Below are 15,889 nucleotides of genomic sequence, written 5' to 3'. Positions count from 1 at the left end.
CGCGCGCCGCCGCGCCCGCGCCGCGTCAGGCGGTGGCGGCGAGGAGGGCGTCGGTCATCGGGTTGTCGCCATAGACGTCGGCCACCTGCACCAGAACCACTGACGACGCGCCGACGAGCCGCAGGAAGGCCGCGCATTCCGACGCGCGGCGCCGCGGCACGTGGAGCGTCAGCGGCACAGGCTCGAAGCCGAACGGGGCGACGGCGCCGAACCGCTCGGCCGTCTCCGCCAGCGCCCGCGCCGGGTCCGGCACCACGGCGCGCAGTTCCAGCACCGACTGGGCGCGCATCTCGGCCGCGATGCGGTCCACCACCGTGGCGGCCAGGCTGCGTGTGAGGTCGGTCCAGTTCGCGGTGCGCGCGGCGACGAAGAAGGCCTGGCTCGACAGGATCACCCCGTCCGACAGGATCTTGAGCTGGTTGGCCGCGAGGGTGGACCCGGTGGTGGTGATGTCGACGATGAGGTCGGCCTGTCCCGCCGCGGGTGCGCCCTCCGTGGCGCCGAGACTCTCGACGATCCGGTAATCCGCCAGCCCCGCCCCGGCGAAGAAGCGCCGCGTGACGTTCACGAACTTGGTGGCGACGCGCAGGGTGCGGCCGTGGCGGGCACGGTGCATCTCGGCAGCGTCCGCGAGGTCGGCCATGGTGTCGACGTCGATCCAGCGTTCGGGCACCGCCACCACCACGTCCGCCGGGCCGAAGCCGAGCGGGGTCACGCGGTGCAGCTTCTCGTCCCGCTCGGCCGGGTCGTCCACCGTCTCGTGCACGAGGTCGAGCCCGGTGATGCCGAGATGGGCGTTGCCGCTGGCCAGCTCCCGCGCGATCTCTGACGCCGAGAGGAAGGCGATCTCCACCTCCGGCATGCCGGACACGGTGCCGCGGTAGTCCCGCCCGCCGCGCGCGCGGCTGACCTTCAGGCCGGAGCGGGTGAGAAATTCCAGCGCCTGCTCCTGCAAGCGGCCCTTGGAGGGGACGGCGAGGATCAGTTCGCTCACGCGCGAGCCTCCGGCAGACGGTCGAGCCACACGGAAAAGCCGATACCGGGCAGCGATGTGGACGGGTCGAGCAGGGCGACGAGCTTGTCGTAGCGCCCGCCCGCGATGGCCTCGTTGACGCCGTCGATGCCGATCATCTCGAACACGAAGCCGGTATAGTAGCCGATGCGGCGGCCGAAGGCGGCGTCGAAGGTGAGGCGCGCGGTGTCGACGCCGATGGCGGTGAGCGCATCGGTGCGGCGCTGGAAGTCGGCGATCACGGAGTCGAGGTCGAGCTTCTCGGCGGCGGCGAAGGCGCGCAACTGGTCCGCGGCGCCGGACAAGGGCGCCGTCAGCGGCAGGAATCGGGCGATGACGTCGGCGGCGTGGGAGGCGTCGGCGGTGGAGGCCTGCTCCAGGAGGCGCAGGGCGATGTCCTCGTCGGTCCGCCCGCCGGGGGGCGGCGCGCCGGGAAGGCCGATGACCGCGTCGACGATCGCCCGCGCCTCCTTGGCGTTGACCCGCGCCAGCGCAGGCGCCAGCCGCGACGCGAGCCCGCCCGAGGCGGACGGGCTGCCGAGCCGCGACAGCGCGCCGGTCATGCGCAGCTCGTCACCGAAGGCCGCGTTCAGCCGCGCGCGCCAGCCGGGCGAGAGGCCGAGCGCCTTGGTCAGCGCGTCGAACACGTGCGCATCGCCGACACGCACGGTGGTGTCGGCGAGGCCCGCCGCCTTGGCGCACTCCATGGCCAGCGCGAAGAGGCGGGCATCCGTGCCCATCTCGTCGCCGTGGCCGATCCACTCGGTGCCCATCTGCGTGAATTCCGGGTCGCCGGACATGCGGCGCTTGCGGAAGATCTTGCCCTGATAGGCGTAGGTCTTCGGCGCGTCGCGGTGGGCGGCCAGATGCTCGTAACAGACCGGGATGGTAAAATCGGGCCGCAGACACAGCGTCTTGTCGCCGTCGTCTGTGGTGAAGAGGCGCTTGCGGAACTCTTCACCGGCGAGGTCGACGAAAATGTCGGCGGGCTGCAGCAGCGGGACGGAGACGACCATCTCGCTCGCCGCCTCGAGGACGGACCAGACGGCTTCGCTCACGACAGGATCTCGCGCACCTTGGCGGCGATGGCGGAGACGTCGGCCCCGTCATAGGCCACCTCGACCTGGGCGGGGCGGGCCGCGACCCATTCGGCCCGGTCCTCGATGGCTTCGGCCGCTTCCTTGCCCGCCGCGAGGTCCTTGATCTGCACGATGCCGGCCGCCCGCTCGTCCGCGCCCTGGATGATGACGCACGGCGCGTTGCGGCGGTCGGCGTACTTCATCTGCGCCTTGAAGCCGCTGTCGCCGATGTACATTTCGACCGGCACGTCGCCGAGCGCCCGCCTGAGCTGGGCCGTCAGGGCCTGGTAGGCGGGCACCGCATCGCGGTCCATCACGGTGACGATGACGGGGCCGCGGTCGTCCGCAGAGGCCGTCTCGCGCGCGGCGAGCGCCGCGGCGAGGCGGGAGACGCCGACCGAGAAGCCCGTCGCCGGAACGTCCTGGCTGATGAAGCGGCCGACGAGACCGTCATACCGTCCGCCGCCGCCGACCGAGCCGAAGCGCACCGGGCGCCCCTTCTCGTCCTGCACCTCGAAGCGGAGTTCCGCCTCGAACACGGCGCCGGTGTAGTATTCCAGCCCGCGCACGACGGAGGGGTCGATCCGAACCCGACTCGTCCCATAGCCTGACGCCTGCAAGTGGTCCGAGATACTAAACAAATCTCTGAGGCAATCGGGATCCGCTCCGGTCAACGTGACCACTCTAAACATCTGCGCGAGGATGTCAGAATTGGATATGCTGCCGGTTTGCGCGGATCCGTCCTCCATTTCGAGGGTTATTTGTTGGTCATCTTCGAACGATTCAGAATTGTCGCTGACACGAACTTCGATGCCAAAAAGGGATTGAACTGCCCGTGCCTGAAGGTCAGTTAAACCGACGCCATCAGTGAACGCTCCGCTCTCATCTTTTCGACCGTCGGTCAGTAACTCATACACGCCATCTCGGCCGAGGCGATCGAGTTTGTCGATTGCACGAAGGACCCCAAGGTGCTTCTCGGATGGGCCCTCGATGCCGAGCACCTTATCCAAAACAGCATCGAGAATTTTTCGCGAATTCACGCGAATTACGTACTCGCCTCGCGCGAAGCCCAGCGCCTCCATGGTGTCGGCCGCCATCATGCAGATTTCGGCGTCCGCCAAGGGGGAGGCGGCGCCGACGATATCGGCATCGAACTGCATGAACTGGCGGAAGCGGCCGGGGCCGGGCTTCTCGTTGCGGAACACCCAGCCGGCGCGGTAACTCTTGTAGGGCCGCGGCACGTTCTGGAAGTTTTCCGCCACCATGCGGGCGAGCGGTGCCGTCAGGTCGTAACGCAGCGACAGCCACTGCTCGTCGTCGTCCTGGAAGGCGAAGACGCCCTCGTTCGGCCGATCCGCGTCCGGCAAAAACTTGCCCAGCGCGTCCGCGAACTCGATCAGCGGTGTCTCCACCGGCTCGAACCCCCAGCGTTCGTACACCTGGCGGATCGTTTCCATCATGCGGGCCACGCGGCGGATCTCGCCAGGCGTCCGGTCAGCGAACCCGCGCGGCAGGCGTGCCTTCGGGCGGTTCGCCTTGTCCTTCGCCATCTTCCCTCTCCGTGTGAGGCCGTCCGCTTAGCAGGAGGGGCGCGCGGCGACAACACGCCGCCGTGGTCGATGTGCGGCGGCAGCCGGGTGCGGGACGGGTGGGGGACGCGGCGGGCGGCGGAACGGCGGGGGCGGAGGAGGCCGAAGGGGCGGGCGCTACTCGGCCGGGATGGCCGGGCGAACCGGCGCGGCGGCAGCCTGCGGCGAGGGCGGATGCGCCGAGAAGCGGCGCGACCAGCGCAGGACCGGCTGCTCGACGACGACGCACAGGACGACCGACCCCACCACGGCGGCGGTGAGGAGGGCGAGGCGCCCGGCGTCGGTGGCGCCGATGTCGACGCCCAGCAGGATCTTGGCCGCCGCGAGAGCGAGGCCATAGACCATGCTATGGACGAGGTAGAGCATGTAGGACGCCTTGCCGAGCAGCATGACCGGCCCCGGAACCCGCATCGGCGTCGCCATCGCGCCGTAGACGAGCAGTGCCGCGGGGAGGCCGAACTGGAATTCGCGTCCGAGGTCGGCGAGGCGGAGAAGGGCGGACAGCCCCGCCTGCTCTGGCGAGAAGATGGCGCCCAAGGTCGCCGCCGTGCCGAGCACCAGCGCCACCGGGCCGAACGGCAGGCGGCGGTTGAGGAACACCCAGGCGAGGGCGAGGCCGAAGCCGAACTCCACCACCACCGGGTAGCCGAGATAGAACAGCGCCGAGATCTGCGACAGCGGCGTCGACACGTAGGCGACCGAGACGAGATACCAGGCGAGGACGGCGAGCATCGCCCCCTTGAGGCCGGACCGGGCGAAGGCGACGGCGAAGACGGCGTAGAAGACGAGCTCCAACGTCAACGTCCAGGCGATGTGCATGATCTGGTAGGGGATCGGCAGCAGCAGGGCGGAGGCGAGGATGTAGTAGGGGTTGCCCGCCTCCAGCATCGGCTTGCCGACGCCCACGCGCGCGCTCAGAAGCTCGATCCCGATCGTCGCCGCCAGAACGCCCCAGTAGAACGGCACGATGCGCCAGAAGCGGCGGATGGCGAAGGTCCGCACGTCGAACACCGGCGCGCGCGAGGCCGAGATGCCGATGACGAGGCCGGAGATGACGAAGAAGATGTCCACCCCGCCGCCGCCATGGTCGAACACCGAGAAGATGCTGCTGGTGCCGGTCGTCGCGCTGGTCGAGATCTGCAGGTGGTAGCAGGCGACGAGCAGCGCGGCGACGAAGCGCAGCGCCTCGATCGGCTCGATCTTCCCGGCGCGCAGGGCGGCGCCGGATCCGGTCCAGTGGCCGATGCGCCGAAGCTCTCTCAATCCCATCGCGCGGCGTCCCCGTTGGATGCCCGGCGGGCACGCACGCACCCCGTCCCGGCCGCCGCCTACCCGCGGCCCGGCGGGCGAAATCGTTCCTATTGCGGCTTTTCAAGGGCGAGTGAATACGAGTTGCGACGCGCGCGCAAGATCAACCATGGATGGGTTGGTTAACGTCTCGACGCGCGGGACGCCGCGCCCGCAGGCGGCCGCGCTGTTGACGCTGCGGCGACGGGGCCCATCATGACACACGGCGCCGCAGGGCGTGCGAACTCGAGCCCGGAGCGCGAACCGATGTGCGACGCCCCCCATTACACGATCCATAACCATCAGATGCATTACGGTTGGGACAACGCCTTCCGGCCTGTTCAGACCATCGCCCCCGGAACGACCCTCCTCTTCCAGTGCAACGACGCCGCCGGCGGGCACTTCCACGCAGGGTCGACCGCGGAGGACGTGGCGACGCTCGACTTCTCCAAGACGAACCCGGTGACAGGGCCGATCGCCATCGACGGGGCCGAGCCGGGGGACGCGGTGAAGGTGACGTTCGGCGGCTTCACACCGTCCGGCCTCGGCTGGACGGCGAACATTCCAGGGTTCGGCCTCCTCGCCGACCAGTTCCCCGACCCCGCGCTGAAGATGTGGTCCTATACCCCCGGAACGCCTGCTTTGTGGGGCATGGCCAAGGTGCCCTTGAAGCCCTTCACCGGTACCATCGGCCTCGCCCCCGCGGAGCCGGGGCCGCACTCGATCGTTCCGCCGCGCCGTGTCGGCGGCAACCTCGACATCCGCGACCTGTCGGAAGGCTCCGTGCTCTACCTGCCGGTGGAGGTGGCGGGCGCGCTCTTCTCGGTCGGCGACACCCACGCCGCGCAGGGCGACGGGGAGATCTGCGGCACCGCCATCGAAAACGCGATGGACGTGGTGCTGACGTTGGACCTCGTGAAGGGCGCGAACCTGAAGATGCCGCGTTTCACCACGCCGGGGCCCGTCACCCGGCATCTGGACGCCGCGGGTTACGAGGTGACGACAGGCGTCGGCCCGGACCTGATGGAGGGGGCGCGCATGGCGGTGGCCGAGATGGTGGAGCTTCTCGCCGCCCGCCACGGCCTTCCCCCCGTGGAGGCCTACATGCTCGCCTCCACCTGCGGCGACCTCAGGATTTCGGAGATCGTCGACGCGCCCAACTGGGTGGTGTCGTTCTACTTCCCGCGCGTCGTCCTGGCCTGAGCGGGGTTTCCTCGGGCGCGAGACCTGCTTTAGGTTCACGCAAAATAGAAGCTATCGGAGACCGCATGGCCGACCGCCTGGAACTCTTTCGCGGCGTGGTGCACCCCTGGCATCACGACCACTTCGGCCACATGAACGTGCGCCACTACGCCCCCTTCTTCGACGATGCGGCCTATCACATGTGGACCCGCCTCGGCCTGCCTTACTCGACGATGACGCCCGAGCACGGCATCCACACCGTCACCGCGCAGGCGACGACGTCGTTCATCAAGGAGCTGGTGGCGGGTGATCTCATCGTCATCGACGGGATCGTGACGCGGCTCGGCACCAAGAGCACCACCTTCCACCTGCGCATGATGCACGCAGACACCGGTGAGCTGCACGCGACCTACGATCTGGTGGAGGTGTTCTTCGACCCCAAGACGCGCTCCTCGGCGGCGATGCCGGACAGCGTGCGCGAGCGGCTGGCCGAGCATCTGGAGGACGCGCTCTAGGCGCGGGCGGGACGGGCCGCGTCAGGCGTCGGACAGGTACTTCGCGAAGAGGTCCGGCCGGCGCCGGGCGGTGAGGCGGCGGCGCGCATCGCGGCGCCAGGCGGCCACCTTGGCGTGGTCGCCGGAGGTGAGGACCGGTGGGATCGCCGCCCCCTCCCATTCGGCCGGGCGGGTATATTGGGGATGCTCGAGCAGGCCGTCGGCAAAGCTCTCCTCGTCGGCGGAGGCGCTGTTGCCCATGACGCCCGGCAGCAGGCGCACGACGGCGTCCAGCACCGCCAGCGCGCCGATCTCGCCGCCCGACAGGATGTAGTCGCCGATCGACACTTCGGTGAGGCCACGCCGCTCGATCACCCGTTCGTCCACCCCCTCGAAGCGGCCGCAGACGATGGTGACCCCGTCCCCGGCGGCGATGTCGCGCGCCATGGCCTGGCTGAACGGGACGCCGCGCGGGCTCATGAGGAGGAGGGGGCCGGTGCCGCCGCTCTCGTCGATCGCGCGGGCGAGGATGTCGGCGCGCATGACCATGCCGGGGCCGCCGCCTGCGGGCGTGTCGTCCACGGTGCGGTGACGGTCGGTGGCCGCGTCGCGGATGTTGCGGGCGGTCAGCGTCCACTTGTCGCCGAGCGCGCGGCCGGCGAGGGCGTGGCCCAGCGGACCGGGAAACATTTCGGGATAGAGCGTGAGGATGGTGGCGGCGAAGCTCACGGGCGCTCGCCTTCGTCCGCGCCGCCCTCGTCCTCGCTCGCGCCGCTGGTGTCGCCCGCGTCGCCGGTGTCGGCGTCCTCCGGCGGAGCTTCGTCGTCCAGCAGGCCGGGGATCGCGACAACGGTGACGACGCCGCCGGCGATGTCGACGGTGGGGACCACGGCGTCGGTGAAGGGGATCAGCACGGCCTTGGGGCCGGCGACGTCGAGCATGTCGCCCGCGCCGAAATCGAACACGCCGCGGATGGTGCCCAGCAGCGTGCCATCCTCGAGGCGCGCCTCCAGGCCGATGAGGTCGACGTAGTAGAACTCGTCCTCGGCGGGCCGGGGGAGGCGGGCGCGGGGCACGAAAAGGTCGGTGCCGCGCAGGGTTTCTGCGGCATTGCGGTCGGCCACACCGTCGATGGTGGCGACGATCGCCTTGCCGATCCGCTTGACGGAGGCGAGCTTGAGCGTGCGCCCGTCCTCCGTCTGAAACGGGTTGTAGCGGCGCAGCCCCAACGGATCCTCGGCGAAGACGTTGAGCTTCACCCCGCCGCGGATCCCGTGCGGCGCGCCGATGGTCGCCATGAGGATAGGCGCCTCTGCGGCACCCTCGTTCGTGCGTTCACCCATGACGACCGTCCGCGGCTCAGGCCTCGGCGGGGGCTTCGGCAGCCTCGGCGGCCTTGGCGGCACGCTCCTCGGCGCGCTCCTTGGCCTTCTTGCCGGGCTCGCCCTTGTTCGGGTTGTTGCGCGACGGACGGGTGGCGATGCCGGCCTGGTCGAGGAAGCGCAGCACGCGGTCGGTCGGCTGGGCGCCCTGCTTCAGCCAGTGCTCGATGCGCTCCTGGACGAGCGTCACGCGCTCCGGGTTGTCCTTGGCGAGCATCGGGTTGTAGGTGCCGACCTTCTCGATGAAGCGGCCGTCACGCGGGGCGCGCACGTCGGCGATGACGATGCGGTAGTAGGGACGCTTCTTGGAGCCGCCGCGGGCGAGCCGGATCTTCGTGGGCATTCAAGTCTCCTGAGGTTGATTCAAACGTTGCGTCAAAGCGCGGGTTCGAGTTCGAGGATGCGCGCATGATCCGCGGCGCCCTCGGGTTGGTGCCGCCAGATCTCCAACTGAGTTCCGGCGAGCGAAATGGTGCCGTCGGCCGTGGCGCCGACGCGCCGCGCCAGAGCGCGCGAGCGGGCGTTGGCCGGGTCGATGAAGCTGACCAGCCGGTTCAGCCCCTGTTCGGCGGCGACGGCGCGGACGGCGGCGACGGCCTCCGTGGCGAAGCCCTGGCCCCGCGCGTCGGTGGTCAGGCTGTAGGCGATCTCCGGCCCCGGCCAGTCGCCCGGATGGCCGAGCCCGACCGAGCCGATGAAGCGCCCGTCATGCTCCACGGCATAAAGGCCGTAGCCGCGCAGGTGCCACGTTCCGGCAAGGCCCATGAAGCTGCGGCTCGCCTCGAACAGTGCGGCGGCCGGGCGCTTCACCCCGGCGAGGCGCGTGGTGGCGAGCATGCCCGCATAACGCGGGAAGTCCGCCGGATGCCATTGGCGCAGACGCAGGCGCTCGGTGGTGATGGTGAGCGGCATCACCCGCGAGTCGAGCATCAACGGCTCACGCTCCGGCTCGGCCGGGTTCATCGGATAGCGCCAGATGTCGACCTCGTGCAGGTCGATCATGTGGCGGTGGGAGATCGTCGCGCCGACGCTGCCCGCCACCCGGCGCGATCCGTGGTTGTCGGGCGCGATGGTGGAGACGAGAGAGGGCACGCCCACCGCCTCGGCGATGGAGCGGATGGCGCGCACCGCCTCCTGGGCGATCCCCTTGCCGCGGGCCGCCGGAAGCAGGCCGTAGGCGATCTCCGGCTCGGCCCAATCGTGCGGGAACCAGAGGCCGGCATAGCCGTGAAGGCGGCCGTGCTCGTCGCTGAGCGCGTAGGTGCCGAAGCCGTAGAGGCGCCACAGGCCGGAGAAGCGGGCCATACGCAGCAGCGCGCCGGCGCGGTCCGTGGGGCCGCCGATGAAGCGGGTGGTGTCCGGATCGGCCCAGAACTCGGCGAACCCGTTCAGGTGGTGCATCTCGAACGGGCTCAGGATCAGCCGTTCCGTGCGGATTTCGCGCGGCATCTGGATCCCGTCGAGCGCGGCTTCCACGGCGCCGCGCCCGGCCGGCATGGCCGAGAGGAACGGGGCGTGCGCCGTCACTTGCGTTTGCCCTTTTGCCGTTTGCCCTGGCCGTGACCGCCGCCGAGGCCGGGAAGCCCCGGAAGGCCGGGCATGCCGGGGCCGCCGAGGCCGGGCAGACCACCGCCCGGACCGCCGAGGCCCGGCAGGCCACCACCGGCGCCCGGCATTCCGCCCGGCATTCCGCCCGGCATCTGCTTGGCGAGCTTTTCGAGGTCGGCGGGGTTCATGCCCTTCAGCCCTTCCGGCATGTCGGGGATTCCGCCCCCGCCCATGCCGAGCATCTGGCCGAGGCCGCCCATCATGCCGCCCTTCTTCTTGCCCATCATCTTCATCATGTCCGCCATCTGGCGGTGCATCTTCAGAAGCTTGTTGACGTCGGCGACATCGGTGCCGGAGCCGGACGCGATGCGCTTCTTGCGGCTCGCCTTCAGGAGGTCGGGCTTCTTGCGCTCGTCCTTGGTCATCGAGTTGATGATGGCGACCTGGCGCTTGATGATCCGGTCGTCGAGGCCGGCGGCGGCCATTTCCTTCTTCATCTTGCCGATGCCGGGCATCATGCCCATCAGCCCGCCGAGCCCGCCCATCTTCTCCATCTGGCCGAGCTGGTCTTTCAGGTCGTTGAGGTCGAAGCCGCCCTTGGCCATCTTCTTGGCCATGGCCGCGGCTTTTTCCGCGTCGACATGCTCGGCCGCCTTCTCGACCAGGGAGACGATGTCGCCCATGCCGAGAATGCGGTCGGCGATGCGGCGCGGGTGGAACTCGTCCAGCGCGTCGGCCTTTTCGCCGGTGCCGATGAGCTTGATCGGCTTGCCGGTGGTGGCGCGCATCGAGAGCGCCGCGCCGCCGCGCCCGTCACCGTCGACGCGGGTCAGCACGATGCCGGTGACGTCCATCCGCTCGTCGAATGCTTTCGCGGTGGCGACCGCGTCCTGGCCGGTCAGCGAGTCGGCGACCAGCAGGATTTCGTGCGGGTTGGTGGCGCGCTTGATGTCCGCGATCTCGGTCATCAAGGCTTCGTCGATGGAGAGGCGGCCGGCGGTGTCGAGGATGACGATGTCGTAACCGCCGAGGCGGGCGGCAGTCATGGCGCGTTCGGCGATCTGGCGCGGGTTCTGGCCCGGCACGATCTTCAGCGTCTCGATGCCGTTTTCTTCGCCGAGGACGCGGAGCTGCTCCTGCGCGGCGGGGCGCTGCGTGTCGAGCGAGGCCATCAAGACGCGCTTCTTCTCGCGCTTCTGCAGCCGCAGGCCGATCTTGGCCGACGTGGTGGTCTTACCCGAGCCCTGAAGGCCGACCATCATGATCGGGACGGGGGCCGCGGCGGCGAGCGAGATCGGCTCGGCGGTTTCGCCCAGCATGCGGATCAGCGCGTCGTGGACGATCTTGACGACCATCTGGCCTGGCGTGACGGATTTCACCACCGTGGCGCCGACGGCTTCCTGGCGCACCTCGTCGACGAACTGGCGCACCACGGGCAGCGCGACGTCGGCCTCCAGAAGAGCGCGGCGAATTTCGCGCATCGCCGCGTCGACGTCGGCTTCGGACAGCGCGCCACGGCCGGTCAGCTTGTCGAAGATGCCGGAAAGGCGATCGGAAAGGCTGTCGAACATGGGCGGCTCCCGGTGACGTGTTCGCAGGATGATCCCGCGATGAAGGATGGAGGGTTGCACCCGTCCAGCCCATCAAGCAACGCAAAACGCGCCCGAGGGCGCAACGCGCTGTCGGGCGGTGGCGCGGCCACAGACCGCGTCCGGTTCAGTTACGGGGTGGGAGCGCGTCCGTCAAGCCCGATCGCTCTCGGCCATCCTCCCGAGGTGCGACGGACGCTGTCCGCATCTCAAACGTCGGTCATTGGGAATGAAGCGGCCCGCCGTTGAGCGTGGGAGCGAGGACCGGAGCCGCTGCCGGGCCTACGTCACCTTCGCGGGGTAGGGCGCTCGGAGTGCGGCGAGGCGAGGAAGCCCCATCGACCCCCCTCCGTGAGGGAAATAATGGGCTCAGTCCGGCGGGGCGGCGTCGGACGGGCGCCGCACCGGGGCGCCCGACGGTGCCGCGGAAACCCTCAGAGGCGGGCGAGCTTGTCGAGATCGCCGAGCGTGGCCGACGAGGAGACCGAGGGCTGCGGGTGCTGGTGGGACGACGGCCCGCCGAAGGCCCAGGGCGAACGCGGCGGCTGCGCCACAGAAGAAGGCTGGGCCGCGGAACGGGGCGCGGATGCGGTGGTGGGGGTCAGGCTGGCCATCGTCTCGAACTCTCCTACTGACACAAAGCGGCCCGCTGTTTCGGTCGTTCCATTTGGGCCTCGCCAGATGAACGCTGGCAGAACCGTATCGCTCCAATTGTCACAATCCCCGCCTCCGCAATTCTGCTACGCGAAACTTTCAAGGCTTGGCGCGGTTCACCCCCTGAAAGACAAAGGAGTTGAACCATGGACAAGGCCGACAGGACCCTCACCGGAGACCGGCCCGCCAGCGAAGACGCCACGACGCTGGGCCAAACCGACTTCGCGTCCGATGTCATGGGCAAGAACAGCCTGCAGGGCGAAGACCAGGAGCGCGTCCAGAACCAGCGCCAGGCCGTGCCCGATGTGAAGCTGGAGCCGGACGCCGACCCGGTGGAAAGTGCCAGAATGCAAGACAAGGATGCTCGCGCCGAGGCCGAGCTGAACAAAGGCGGGGGGGTGCATCCCGGCGCCGCCCAACCGGAGGCGGAAAAATGAGCCTGCGCGAAACGAGCGGCGCCCGTGAACTCAACGTCGACGCCGACATGATCCGCCTCATCGTCGCGAAATCGCGCGCGGCCCTCTTCGAGGTGCCCGACGCCGAGGCTGACGAGCCGGAGCGCGAGATCGAAATCGACGCCGCCACCAGCTTCACCGAGCCGGACGGCGATGCGCTGTCCGACGAGCGCCTGCCGGACGCCACCCGCGAAGAGGCGGCGGCGATGATCGACACCCTCAACGTCGACGAGCAGGCCGAAATCCTGGCGCTCACCTATATCGGCCGCGGCGACTATGAGCCCGCCGAGCTGGAAACGGCGGTGCGCGAGGCGAAGGCCGCCGCCAGCGGCCCCGCCAGCACCACATTGTTCGAGATCGAGATCTTCCCCGATCACCTCGCCGCTGGGCTCGACGCCTACGAGGAATGGGTCGCCAAGCAGCCGGCCTGAAACAGCGGCTCCGCTCTCGGCAATGCCAGAAGGCACGGCTCCGGCCGTGCCTCAACCATGCGTGCGGCGGGCGGCATGTGGCCGGGCCCGTGCTGGCCAGCACAGCGTGCCCTCATGCCGACCTTTAGTTCCCCTCCACCGACGCGCCAGAGCGGCGCCGGACAGCAGGGAACACACCAATGGCACGCATTTTCGGAACCCAGGCGGACGACGACCTCACCGGCTCCAACGCCGCCGACATCATCAAGGCCCGCGGCGGTGACGACATCGTCAACGCCCGCAACGGCGACGACACCATCCAGGGCGGCAACGGCGACGACACGATGGCCGGCGAGGGAGGCGACGACGTCGTCAACGGCGGCGGCGGCAACGACACCGCCATCTGGAACGACGGCGACGGCAGCGACCTCATCAACGGCGGCGGCGGCACCGACACGGTGGAGCTGAACACCGCCGACACCGGCAACCAATTCGCCGAACTCTTCACCAACCGCAACAGCCTCTTCCTCAACGCCGGCCGCGACACCGTGACGATGCGCAACGTCGAAGTGGTCGCCTTCAACGGCCTCGGCGGCAACGACACGCTGGACGCCTCCAACGTCGCCGCCGGGCGCTTCGCCCTGACGATGGATGGCGGCGACGGCGACGATCGCCTCATCGGCTCGCAAGGCGACGACACCCTGGCGGGCGAGTTCGGCGACGACACCATGGAAGGCGGTGCCGGCAACGACGTCATGGAATGGGACGACGGCGACGGCAACGACCTCATGGACGGTGGCGAGGGTGACGACAACGCCGTGGTCGAAGGCGGCGACGCCAAGAACGACAAGTTCGAGGTCTCCTCCGCCCCGAACGGCGTCTTCTTCGAGCGCACCAATGCCGGGCCCTTCACCATCGACATCGTCAACACCGAGACGCTGATCGTCGACGGTCTCGGCGGCAACGACATCATCGACGCCTCGGCGCTGGAGGCGGGCGATATCCGCCTGCAGATGTTCGGCGGCGACGGCAACGACAAGCTGATCGGCAGCCAGGGCTCGGACCGCATCGAAGGCGGCAAGGGCAACGACTACATCCGCGCCGGCGACGGCAACGACCTCATCATCTGGAACAACGGCGACGGCTCGGACAAGATCAACGGCGGCCACGGCTACGACCAGGTCGTCGTCAACGGCGATCCTGACCGCAACGACATGGTGACCATCGCCGCCGATGGCGACCACGTCCTCCTGTCGCGCACCAATCTCGGCCAGTTCCACCTCGACATGTTCTACGTCGACGAGCTGGTGGTGAACGGCCTCGGCGGCAACGACAAGATCAACGCCTCGGGTCTGACGGCCGGGCTCACGAAGCTCACCCTCAACGGCGGCGACGGCAACGACAAGCTGATGGGCAGCCAGGGCGACGACACCCTCGTCGGCGACCGCGGCAACGACATGATGCGCGGCGGCGACGGTGACGACCGCATGATCTGGAACAACGGCGACGGATCCGACACCATGAACGGCGGCGCCGGCGAGGACACCGCCGAGGTGAACGGGTCGGACGACGCGGGCGACCTGTTCGAGGTCTCGACCAACGGCGGCGGCATCCTGTTCGAGCGCACCAACTTCGGCCAATTCTCCATCGACATCCGCGAGACCGAGCGGCTGGAGCTGAACGGCCTCGGCGGTGACGATACGATCGACGCCAGCGCCGTCACCGGCAACACCGTCGACATCATCCTGTCCGGCGGCGACGGGGACGACCTCCTGATCGGCTCGGCCGGTGACGACACCCTGGTCGGCGACCGCGGCGACGACACCATGCAGGGCGGCGACGGCGACGACCGGATGATCTGGAACAACGGTGACGGGTCCGACCGCATGGAAGGCGGCGACGGCTTCGACACGGTCGAGGTCAACGGCTCCGACGATGCCGGCGACGTGTTCGAGGTGCGCGACGTCCTCGGCACCATCCAGTTCGAGCGCACCAATTTCGGCAACTTCTCGCTCGACATCCGCGACGCCGAGCGGCTGGAGCTGAACGGTGGCGGCGGCGACGACACCATCGACGCGAGCGGCCTCGGTGCCGGCCTCGCCGAAGTGGTGCAGCGCGGCGGCGACGGCAACGACCTGCTCATCGGCTCGGCGGGCGACGACACGCTGATCGGCGACCGCGGCGACGATACCATGGAGGGCGGTGACGGCGACGACACGATGGTCTGGAACAACGGTGACGGGTCCGACGTCATGGACGGCGGCGCCGGCGACGACACCGCCGTCGTCAACGGCTCCACGACCGCGGGCGATCAATTCGTCATCACCGGGGCCGGCGGCGAGGTGAACCTGGAGCGCGTCAACTTCGGCAACTTCACCGTCGACGCCACAGCCACCGAGACCTTCGTCGTCAACGGACTGGAGGGCGACGATACCATCGACGCCGGCGGCCTTCAGGCCGGGAGCACTCTGTTCCAGGCCTTCGGCGGGGCCGGGGACGACGCCATCGTCGGCAGCCAGGGCGACGACGTGCTGGACGGCGGCGACGGCAACGACATCCTCGACAGCCGCGAAGGCGACGACATCATGACCGGCGGCGCGGGCGAGGACGTCTTCGTCTTCACCGGCGGCGACGATATCATCACCGACTTCGAGTTCGGCGAGGACGTGATCGACGCCACCGCCTTCCAGGATGCCGCCTTCACCCAGGTCGGCGTCGACACGGTGCTCACCTTCTTCGGCGGCGACACCCTGACGGTGCTGAACACCACCGCCACCGACTTCGGGGCGGACGACGTGCTCTTCATCGCCTGATCCGCTTCACCACCTGATCCGCTTCATCGGCCGTCCGCCGGCACCGTGCCGCGGTCGTCCTGCCGGGGGCCTCGCCGGGGACGGAGGTGAAGCGAGAGACGGAGGCGAAGCGAGAGACGGGCCGGGTGGTGCTCCATCCGGCCCGTTTTCGCGTGGACGAGGCGCCGCAAGCTCGGGCGCTCACCAAAGGACAGGGCGTGTCTGTCCCCTGAACCCGGCCGCCGCTGACTGTGCCCTGCCCCCAGGCCGCGGCGGAGCGCAAGGGCCGCTTGTGTTTTGCTGTTGACGGGCCCCGCCGTCAGGATGGGGCCGCGGCCGGCGGCGACAACCGCCGGCCGCGGGAGGGGACGGATCGAAGGGACGCAGGCCCCCATGAGACCGGATGGGAGGCCGGA

Annotated in this window: 15 protein-coding genes; 5 read left to right on the top strand and 10 right to left on the bottom strand. The window is 69.3% G+C overall.

Annotated features, from left to right (window positions below; all coding sequences use genetic code 11):
• Positions 1-25 precede the first annotated feature (25 nt).
• From hisG to BIX52_RS17350, 4 genes are all read right to left on the bottom strand, one after another.
• The gene (gene hisG, locus BIX52_RS17365; RefSeq protein WP_075222373.1) at positions 26-994 is read right to left on the bottom strand and encodes an ATP phosphoribosyltransferase; all 969 of its coding nucleotides are present in this window, start codon (positions 992-994) and stop codon (positions 26-28) included.
• Positions 991-2,070, bottom strand: a complete 1,080-nt coding sequence (locus BIX52_RS17360; RefSeq protein ID WP_075222372.1) for an ATP phosphoribosyltransferase regulatory subunit — start codon at positions 2,068-2,070, stop codon at positions 991-993. Before BIX52_RS17360 ends, hisG begins: the two co-directional genes overlap by 4 nt.
• Positions 2,067-3,641 (bottom strand): histidine--tRNA ligase, encoded by a 1,575-nt coding sequence (gene hisS, locus BIX52_RS17355; RefSeq protein WP_075222371.1) that lies wholly within the window; start codon positions 3,639-3,641, stop codon positions 2,067-2,069. Before hisS ends, BIX52_RS17360 begins: the two co-directional genes overlap by 4 nt.
• A 156-nt stretch (positions 3,642-3,797) precedes the next feature.
• The gene (locus BIX52_RS17350) at positions 3,798-4,949 is read right to left on the bottom strand and encodes an acyltransferase family protein (RefSeq protein ID WP_075222370.1); all 1,152 of its coding nucleotides are present in this window, start codon (positions 4,947-4,949) and stop codon (positions 3,798-3,800) included.
• Positions 4,950-5,234: 285 nt separating this feature from the next.
• Here BIX52_RS17350 and BIX52_RS17345 point away from each other — a divergent pair, with 285 nt between their 5' ends.
• The gene (locus tag BIX52_RS17345) at positions 5,235-6,170 is read left to right on the top strand and encodes an acetamidase/formamidase family protein (RefSeq protein WP_075222369.1); all 936 of its coding nucleotides are present in this window, start codon (positions 5,235-5,237) and stop codon (positions 6,168-6,170) included.
• A 65-nt stretch (positions 6,171-6,235) separates the two neighbouring features.
• Positions 6,236-6,664, top strand: a complete 429-nt coding sequence (locus BIX52_RS17340) for an acyl-CoA thioesterase (protein WP_083550968.1) — start codon at positions 6,236-6,238, stop codon at positions 6,662-6,664.
• Positions 6,665-6,685: 21 nt separating this feature from the next.
• Here the strand turns inward: BIX52_RS17340 and trmD are convergent, their stop codons facing one another.
• From trmD to BIX52_RS22960, 6 genes are all read right to left on the bottom strand, one after another.
• Entirely contained in the window at positions 6,686-7,372 is a 687-nt protein-coding gene (gene trmD, locus BIX52_RS17335; RefSeq protein WP_075222368.1) for a tRNA (guanosine(37)-N1)-methyltransferase TrmD, read from the bottom strand.
• On the bottom strand, positions 7,369-7,986 hold the full coding sequence (gene rimM / locus BIX52_RS17330; protein WP_075222367.1) for a ribosome maturation factor RimM: 618 nt from the start codon (positions 7,984-7,986) through the stop codon (positions 7,369-7,371). The genes trmD and rimM overlap by 4 nt, the downstream gene beginning before the upstream one ends.
• Positions 7,987-8,002: 16 nt before the next feature.
• Positions 8,003-8,368 (bottom strand): 30S ribosomal protein S16, encoded by a 366-nt coding sequence (gene rpsP / locus BIX52_RS17325; protein ID WP_170126433.1) that lies wholly within the window; start codon positions 8,366-8,368, stop codon positions 8,003-8,005.
• A 32-nt stretch (positions 8,369-8,400) separates the two neighbouring features.
• Positions 8,401-9,552 (bottom strand): GNAT family N-acetyltransferase, encoded by a 1,152-nt coding sequence (locus BIX52_RS22530; protein ID WP_083660439.1) that lies wholly within the window; start codon positions 9,550-9,552, stop codon positions 8,401-8,403.
• On the bottom strand, positions 9,549-11,144 hold the full coding sequence (ffh, locus tag BIX52_RS17310) for a signal recognition particle protein (RefSeq protein ID WP_075222366.1): 1,596 nt from the start codon (positions 11,142-11,144) through the stop codon (positions 9,549-9,551). The genes BIX52_RS22530 and ffh overlap by 4 nt, the downstream gene beginning before the upstream one ends.
• A 452-nt stretch (positions 11,145-11,596) precedes the next feature.
• The gene (locus BIX52_RS22960; protein WP_083550978.1) at positions 11,597-11,776 is read right to left on the bottom strand and encodes a hypothetical protein; all 180 of its coding nucleotides are present in this window, start codon (positions 11,774-11,776) and stop codon (positions 11,597-11,599) included.
• A 186-nt stretch (positions 11,777-11,962) separates the two neighbouring features.
• Here BIX52_RS22960 and BIX52_RS17305 point away from each other — a divergent pair, with 186 nt between their 5' ends.
• From BIX52_RS17305 to BIX52_RS17295, 3 genes are all read left to right on the top strand, one after another.
• On the top strand, positions 11,963-12,253 hold the full coding sequence (locus tag BIX52_RS17305; RefSeq protein WP_075222365.1) for a hypothetical protein: 291 nt from the start codon (positions 11,963-11,965) through the stop codon (positions 12,251-12,253).
• Positions 12,250-12,702: a DUF3775 domain-containing protein gene (locus BIX52_RS17300; protein ID WP_075222364.1), complete on the top strand. Its 453-nt coding sequence runs from the start codon at positions 12,250-12,252 to the stop codon at positions 12,700-12,702. Before BIX52_RS17305 ends, BIX52_RS17300 begins: the two co-directional genes overlap by 4 nt.
• 179 nt (positions 12,703-12,881) lie before the next feature.
• Positions 12,882-15,494 (top strand): calcium-binding protein, encoded by a 2,613-nt coding sequence (locus BIX52_RS17295; protein WP_075222363.1) that lies wholly within the window; start codon positions 12,882-12,884, stop codon positions 15,492-15,494.
• Positions 15,495-15,889 lie beyond the last annotated feature (395 nt).

It is taken from the genome of Acuticoccus yangtzensis (assembly GCF_001927245.1).
In the GTDB taxonomy this organism is placed as follows: Bacteria; Pseudomonadota; Alphaproteobacteria; order Rhizobiales; family Amorphaceae; genus Acuticoccus; species Acuticoccus yangtzensis.
The sequence above is the reverse complement of the archived record's forward strand: the minus strand, read 5'-3'. Positions and strand labels throughout refer to the sequence as shown.